The 6,440-nt window shown below is 42.4% G+C and carries 8 protein-coding genes and 1 tRNA gene; 2 read left to right on the top strand and 7 right to left on the bottom strand.

Annotated elements, in window-relative coordinates; all coding sequences use genetic code 11:
• Positions 1 to 661: cadmium resistance transporter (locus tag IQ229_RS08715; RefSeq protein WP_194042940.1), on the bottom strand; the 661-nt coding region annotated here is incomplete at its 3' end.
• Positions 662 to 1,252: 591 nt separating this feature from the next.
• Between IQ229_RS08715 and IQ229_RS08710 the strand changes: the two genes are divergently transcribed.
• Positions 1,253 to 1,693, top strand: a complete 441-nt coding sequence (locus IQ229_RS08710) for a Crp/Fnr family transcriptional regulator (protein WP_194042938.1) — start codon at positions 1,253 to 1,255, stop codon at positions 1,691 to 1,693.
• 315 nt (positions 1,694 to 2,008) lie between these two features.
• On the opposite strand, the gene psb35 is transcribed toward IQ229_RS08710, so the two are convergent.
• From psb35 to IQ229_RS08680, 6 genes are all read right to left on the bottom strand, one after another.
• Positions 2,009 to 2,236, bottom strand: a complete 228-nt coding sequence (psb35, locus tag IQ229_RS08705) for a photosystem II assembly protein Psb35 (RefSeq protein ID WP_099102136.1) — start codon at positions 2,234 to 2,236, stop codon at positions 2,009 to 2,011.
• A gap of 192 nt (positions 2,237 to 2,428) precedes the next feature.
• Positions 2,429 to 2,692, bottom strand: a complete 264-nt coding sequence (locus IQ229_RS08700) for a D-alanine--D-alanine ligase family protein (protein WP_194042942.1) — start codon at positions 2,690 to 2,692, stop codon at positions 2,429 to 2,431.
• Positions 2,693 to 2,787: 95 nt separating this feature from the next.
• Positions 2,788 to 3,342, bottom strand: coding sequence for a radical SAM protein (locus IQ229_RS08695; RefSeq protein ID WP_228013312.1), 555 nt, complete (start codon positions 3,340 to 3,342; stop codon positions 2,788 to 2,790).
• Between the two features lie 115 nt (positions 3,343 to 3,457).
• Positions 3,458 to 4,864 (bottom strand): lysophospholipid acyltransferase family protein, encoded by a 1,407-nt coding sequence (locus IQ229_RS08690; RefSeq protein WP_194042936.1) that lies wholly within the window; start codon positions 4,862 to 4,864, stop codon positions 3,458 to 3,460.
• Between the two features lie 86 nt (positions 4,865 to 4,950).
• A complete protein-coding gene (locus IQ229_RS08685; RefSeq protein ID WP_409339910.1) occupies positions 4,951 to 5,112 on the bottom strand; it encodes a hypothetical protein in 162 nt (53 codons plus the stop codon).
• Positions 5,113 to 5,348: 236 nt separating this feature from the next.
• Positions 5,349 to 5,421: transfer RNA gene (locus IQ229_RS08680), tRNA-Ala, on the bottom strand.
• A 68-nt stretch (positions 5,422 to 5,489) separates the two neighbouring features.
• Here IQ229_RS08680 and trhO point away from each other — a divergent pair.
• Positions 5,490 to 6,404 carry an oxygen-dependent tRNA uridine(34) hydroxylase TrhO gene (gene trhO, locus IQ229_RS08675; RefSeq protein ID WP_194042934.1) on the top strand — a complete coding sequence of 305 codons (915 nt, stop codon included), beginning with the start codon at positions 5,490 to 5,492 and terminating at the stop codon, positions 6,402 to 6,404.
• The last annotated feature ends 36 nt before the right edge of the window (positions 6,405 to 6,440 follow it).

Here is a 6,440-nt window from a genome sequence, read left to right as displayed (position 1 = left end):
TTGCCAGACTAGGTAAAAGTCGATATGTTTCACTTTTAATTAAGATAGAGAGTCCCAAGTAAATTAAGACAAAGGGGAAGATTTTTCGACCATAGCGAGTTAGAACGGGAGCCATGAGAGGATTACGAGTCAGGTTGTAAGAGAGGAAACACCAGACTCCAACAGTGAAATAGCAAACACAGACAATTACGCCCAAACTTGGAAGATTGCTACTGGCAAACAACGGTACATAAATTCCAATGTTGTTTCCTCCATTGGCAATGGTGACAGCAGAAACACGGTAAGTTTGAGGATCGCGGATGGTTGCCAATAGTGATTTTTTTTGACGTCCAGATTTTACGGGAGAGGTGAAGTCAACTGACACTGCTTGTACTGTCTCTCCTTCCTCTTCTCGACTGATGAAATTACTGATACCAATGGCGATGGGAAGCAAACCTAGTAAACCAATCCAGCTACTGGGGATGAGCAGACCGCCGAAGAAACCAGGAAGACTAGCACATACTAAGGTAGTAAATCCCAAAAATTCACCGAGAACAATATGCTTAGGACGAAAGCTACGATTGACTTTCCCAAAGAAAGCCGTCAAATATAAGTTGTCGGCAAAGGTAGTTGCAAAAGCGACAGAGATTCCAATCAATAATGTACTAATTAGCCAAGCCATAATTGTTGTTCACAGTAATTCAATGCTGTTTGTCTTAGTCCTCTCTGCTTCTCGATGTGAGAGCAGGTTAGGAGATTTTATGACTGTTTTTCTAACGAGAACCGAGCGATATTCGTTATTTATCAGCCAATTACCCAATTTTTAGAGGCATCGCCTCCAATCAAATTGGTGATTTTTTTCTCAGCAAGGTACCTTGGGAGCTCATGAAGTCAATATTATGGCTTTCAGTCAAATAAGAGCAAATACTCTTATTTTTCAAAATGATAAATAAAAGTGATTGACAATTTTACTATCTGTTTTGGGTTTTGTACTCATTGACACTCATAAGGAAAAAACCTTTAACCTTTTTCCTAAACTAAATTCTGAGTTCAAAATGCACAAAATGAGTAGTATTGAATACTGAGCTATTGTTTGAGAAACTTCTATGCGTAGTTTACTGCCGTAGGCATCGCTCTTATTGAAGAGAACCTTTGTCAGATGGTAAAGGCTCGGATATCCTTGACGGCTAGCATTCAACATCGGTAATATGACTAATCGCCCTCTAACTTCAGTTTGAGATGTTCGGTAATGTTGAATTTTTAACTTGTAATTATGCTAACCAGTGTTGACCGTTTATTATTTGTCCGGCGAGTCCCGATTTTTAAGGAATTGCGGGATGATTTTATTGTGCGGCTCACTTCAGTGATGAACGAATTGTCATTCCCAGCTAATTACACCATCTTTCGACAGGGAGAAGAAGGGCGATCGCTCTATATTGTCGTCTCCGGTCGAGTAAAAGTTCACATTGGAAATAAACAGTTGGCAGAGGTGGAACAGGGAAAATATTTTGGTGAGATGGCAGTATTCGATACTCAACCTCGATCTGCCAGTGCCACAACTCTGGAACCTTGTGAATTTTTAGAACTGACGCAAGAGCAACTATATGATGCGATCGAAGAAACTCCCGAAATTGCGGTGAATATCATTCGTGAGTTATCCCGTCTGATTCGCAGATTAAATGACGATATGAATGTAACTTCTTTGCGGAGTTAATAATCAAGTAAATCTTGAGCAGTCGAAAGTAAATCTAACGAAACTAATAATGCAGAGTTTGTTAGAGGCAAACCTTCTGATGAATTAATTTACCGCTTGACCTTTTGAGGTTCTTCTTCTGAAGCGTAAGTTTCCATAATGAAAATTTTTCTAATACTTTTTACAGCAGTTTTCATTAGAAATATGAATAAAAAAAATGTATAGACGTAGCACTGCTACGTCTATACAAGGGTTTTGGATAATGTAAAATGTGGTTCAAAATAAATCAAAACTACTGTAAGTTTGATTATTAAACTCAGCACTCATCATTGCTTATTATTTAGGTTCACCCAGACCCGGAGTTTCTTCTTTATCAACTTTAGGCACAAAATCAGGACGTTCTTTGCTTTCCCAACCTGCGGGGCGTTTCGAGTTGTACCAAGCTATTGACCCAATGGTGACAGCAGCAATAAAACCAACGACATACACCAAGGTAAAAGCAACAGGAAAATGAGGGGCAGCATCTATAGCTGGTGCTGCTGTTTGCATAAATAATAAATTCATGAGTATATTCTCCACAGTTAGGTAACACTATTGAACACCCTATAAGATGAGCGTATCACCTAACATCCCTCTGTAGTTTAGTTTGAGCAACTTCATATTGCATAAAAAAGGGCAGAGGGAGGGGGAAGTCGCTGACAGGTTTAGGTTTGTTGCACCTAGTTGTACCTGTCAGCCTGTCCCCCAACCTCTTGTTCAGCATTTATATCTTTGCCATGCAGACTCGACTATTTGAGCAATGATTTCTGTGTATGTTACACCACCCAAATGTCCCATAAGTGGCAAGTCTGAGCGGATATGATGTAGTCCTGGTAATGGGTTAACCTCCATAAACTGCAACACACCGCTAGGATCGCAGCGTAGATCCACGCGCGCAGCATCACGGCAACCAAGAGTATGGTAAGCATCCAGCGCCAGTTGCCTTGCCTGTGCTGCCAGTGGTTTAGGATCTATAAGCAAACGTTAAGATACCCGTTCCAGATACTCATCTTTGTTGAGGGTGGTGTAGGCAAAAGCTTCCGCTTGCCCTGTAAAAATTACTTCCATCACACCTACTATCTGTGAGTTGATACCGTTGCCAATAGCGCCTTGTCTAACGTCAGGGCATAGGTAAGCGGATCGGAAAAGGTGTAAGGTTGAGCGAATAATTCGCAGATTGCCGGGACTTGAGCTTCACGAGAACGACCCTTTAAACCCTCAGCAATATTGAAAACCAGATCCCAGCGATCGCAAGCCTGTGCGACTTCTGGGGTAAGTTCCCGCACATGACAAAAGTGCAAAGATAGCCACACACGATGTTTACGAAGCAAGGCAACCAATTCCGGTGTAATTCGCTGCGGTAAGAAACTTGGCACACGAGAACCAATGCGGATAAATTCAATATGCTTAATGGCACGCAGCCGCCTAAGCAAATTGTCTAAAGGTTCATCAGCCATCAATAGAGGATCGCCACCGGAAATTAGCACATCACGGATCTCGGCGTGTTCCTCCAGATAAGCGGCGATCGCATCCAACCGTCGCGTTACGGGGTACATCTCACCTTGGCTCACCAAACGAGAGCGGGTGCAGTAACGACAATAAGCGGCACAACTATCTAAGGCAAGTAGCAAAACTCGGTCAGGATAAAAGTATTGTGTGAATTTGAGTGAGGATAATTTATTTTTTGCAAGTCCTTAAAGTTGCAACATTTGACAAAATTCGAGCGAAAAAGTCTTAGAATTTCCGTTATCTAATCATCTTCTCTAAAGCGTTTTGCAAATCTTTTGTCAAATCGCTCACAGCTTGTTTAGACGCTTGGCGATCGCCCTGAGAATTTGTGAAGCGTTCTGTAACTGAAATTGGCTCCCCCACAGTGATTTCTGCCTGTCGCAAACCTAACCGAGGTCGCCCCGGAAGTGTTGTATTCTGAATTCTCGAAAGCATATCGAATACAAGCAAAACTGTTTCCGCAAACCGTTCCGCCGTCGGTTGTTCCTGAATATAATTAGCTGTGACTGCAACAAAACTTTCGACTATCCGCATGTGCCGCATTCGCAAGTCGGCTTCTTCAGCAATCCAGTCTGCTAAACCGCGTTTGAAGGGTGCTAAAGCATTGATATCTGGCAAATCATCTCGGTAAATGTAACTCCAGCCAGCCTCTTCTAAGCGGCGACAGCGGTCAATAAAATTACCTTGTCCTTGAACTCCAAAATATTGCTCGACAACTTGTAATGCCTTATCTAGTAGGCGATGGAGTCGGGCAATTAATACCTGATTAGCACTAGTAGATTCATCAGTTGAGATGGTTTTTGGGATGTCTTGATGATAGAAGCGACGATAAAATTCTTCCATCTCGGTAATCAAATATTCAGCCAACCTAGAGAGGCGTTGATAGTAAATTTCTTCGCTATTACCCGAATCAATTTCCGAAATTTTCAAGCCACTATCAGCTTCTAACTTACTCAACAGCCAATCCAGTTTAGACCAAGGTGGCTCAACGTAGTGATATTGGATGGCGATCGGCACAACAATCACAGTCTCAGAACGGTTAGCTTTTTGTAAGTCTTCTACACACCAGAAGCCCATTTGAGCAACACCAGGTTCTAAGGGGCTAACAATACCACTATGACCATTAGTACCGCCTTCTGGCGCTACTGCGATCGGTAGTTCGCCATTAGCAAACAACTCCCGTGCATTTTGGATAGCTTGCCGATCTAGTCGTCTACCACGACGAACTGGCACACCCCCCAGCAGAGAGAACAGCCAACCTAGCCACTTTCCAGCCCAAACTGTCATACCTCGGTCATAAAGAAAATAACTGTGAACCAGGGATTGTAGTGTAATACCTTTTTGACGAGCAACTTGTGGCACAATGCGAGAAAGCAAATACAGCATACACAGAGGATCTTCTACCTCTGGGTGGCGAAATGCCAACAAAAAGCGAATTTTTCCAGCCTGAAATTGTTGATAGAGTTCAGCTAATACTTCAACATTCTTGGCTTCAATCTTGACAATCCCAGCCGGTAGCCAAGGGCGAGTGCGAAACCGTAGTGCGATCGGCAGTAACCACCGAACAATCTGGAGTACCAAAAGATTCAACCGTTGAGGAATAAATTTTAGTGGTGGTTGGGTAGACTGAATCGATCTAGGCAAGTTGCTCTCCAGATTGTATTTCTAGCGATTGTACAACGTGAGGTCTTGGTTTTGCGTAAACCCGTAGCCTCTTGTAGTCAAACATTTCAAGTACCTTTACCTTCTAAAACATAATTTTGTGAAAACGCCTCTAGAGTTTGATAATTTTTTAATGTCAATAATAAAGCGATCGAAGTAACCATAAGCAGCAAGGCGGCAAATGATTTGTAGAGAACAATTGCCACTAACCCCAATGGACGCTTTTCCAAACAACCCCCTAACTAAATATAAGTCAAATTTTGAACGCTCAAAATTACCTGAGTACTGTCAAGTCAGAGTTTGCCTCCTTTAACTAAGTAGGACTTTGAATCGGTGCAATGGATGCAATACCATACTTTCCTCTCCCCAAACCCCTTGCCTAATAAGAAAAATAACCCCATTTTTTGATAATGAAAGGGGTTTTAATTGATTTGAATGTGCGTAGGCTAGCAAAAACCGTTTCCAATGGAGGTTAGCGGACTCGAACCGCTGACATCCTGCTTGCAAAGCAGGCGCTCTACCAACTGAGCTAAACCCCCATATTAAAATAGTAGATAACTTTGATTACCATTGTTATTGTAACTTATATTGTCCTATTACCAAAGGGATGAAGCCAGAAAATATTCAAGTTGTTGCAGCACTGTATAAATTTGTTAAGCTGCCAGATTTTGCTGAGAAACGAGATCCTCTGCTGTCTTACTGCCAAGCGCAAGGTGTTAAGGGGACAATTTTGCTGGCACTTGAAGGGATTAACGGTACAATTGCCGGTTCGCGTCAGGCCATTGACTTAGTTCTCTGGTTTCTGCGTTCTGACCCGCGTTTAGCAGACTTAGAATCCAAAGAGTCCTATACCGAAACCCCACCTTTTGAGCGGATGAAGGTGCGGTTGAAGCAAGAAATTGTTACTTTGGGGTTGCCGGAAATTGACCCAAGTGAGCAAGTTGGCATCTATGTCAATCCCCAAGAATGGAATGATTTAATTGCAAATCCAGAAGTAACGGTAATTGACACCCGTAATGATTATGAGGTGAATATTGGTACTTTCCAAGGGACAGAAAATCCCCAAACTGAATCATTCCGCGAATTTCCTGATTATGTGCGCCACCATCTCGACCCAACTAAACACAAAAAGGTTGCTCTCTTTTGTACAGGCGGCATTCGCTGTGAAAAAGCTTCATCCTTCATGCTTGCACAAGGCTTTGCAGAAGTCTATCATCTCAAGGGCGGCATTCTTAAGTATTTGCAAGAAGTTCCAGCACAAGAAAGTTTATGGGAAGGAGAATGTTTTGTTTTTGATGAGCGGGTAGCCGTTAGTCATGGATTGGAGAAAGGAAGTTATGAGTTGTGCCTCTGTTGTGGGCGTCCGATTTCTGAGGAAGATAAAGTGTCTCCCAAATATGAGCAAGGTATCTCCTGTGCCTATTGTTTTGATAGCCTCACCGAGGAGAAAAGAGCGCGTCAGCAGGAAAAATGGCGCCACTACCAAACCCAAGTTAGCAACAAAAATCAGGATGTAAGTTGAAGAAGAATTTATAACTCATGATCTTTCTCTTATACA

Source organism: Nostoc cf. edaphicum LEGE 07299, from assembly GCF_015207245.1.
In the GTDB taxonomy this organism is placed as follows: Bacteria; Cyanobacteriota; Cyanobacteriia; order Cyanobacteriales; family Nostocaceae; genus Nostoc; species Nostoc edaphicum_B.
The sequence above is the reverse complement of the archived record's forward strand: the minus strand, read 5'-3'. Positions and strand labels throughout refer to the sequence as shown.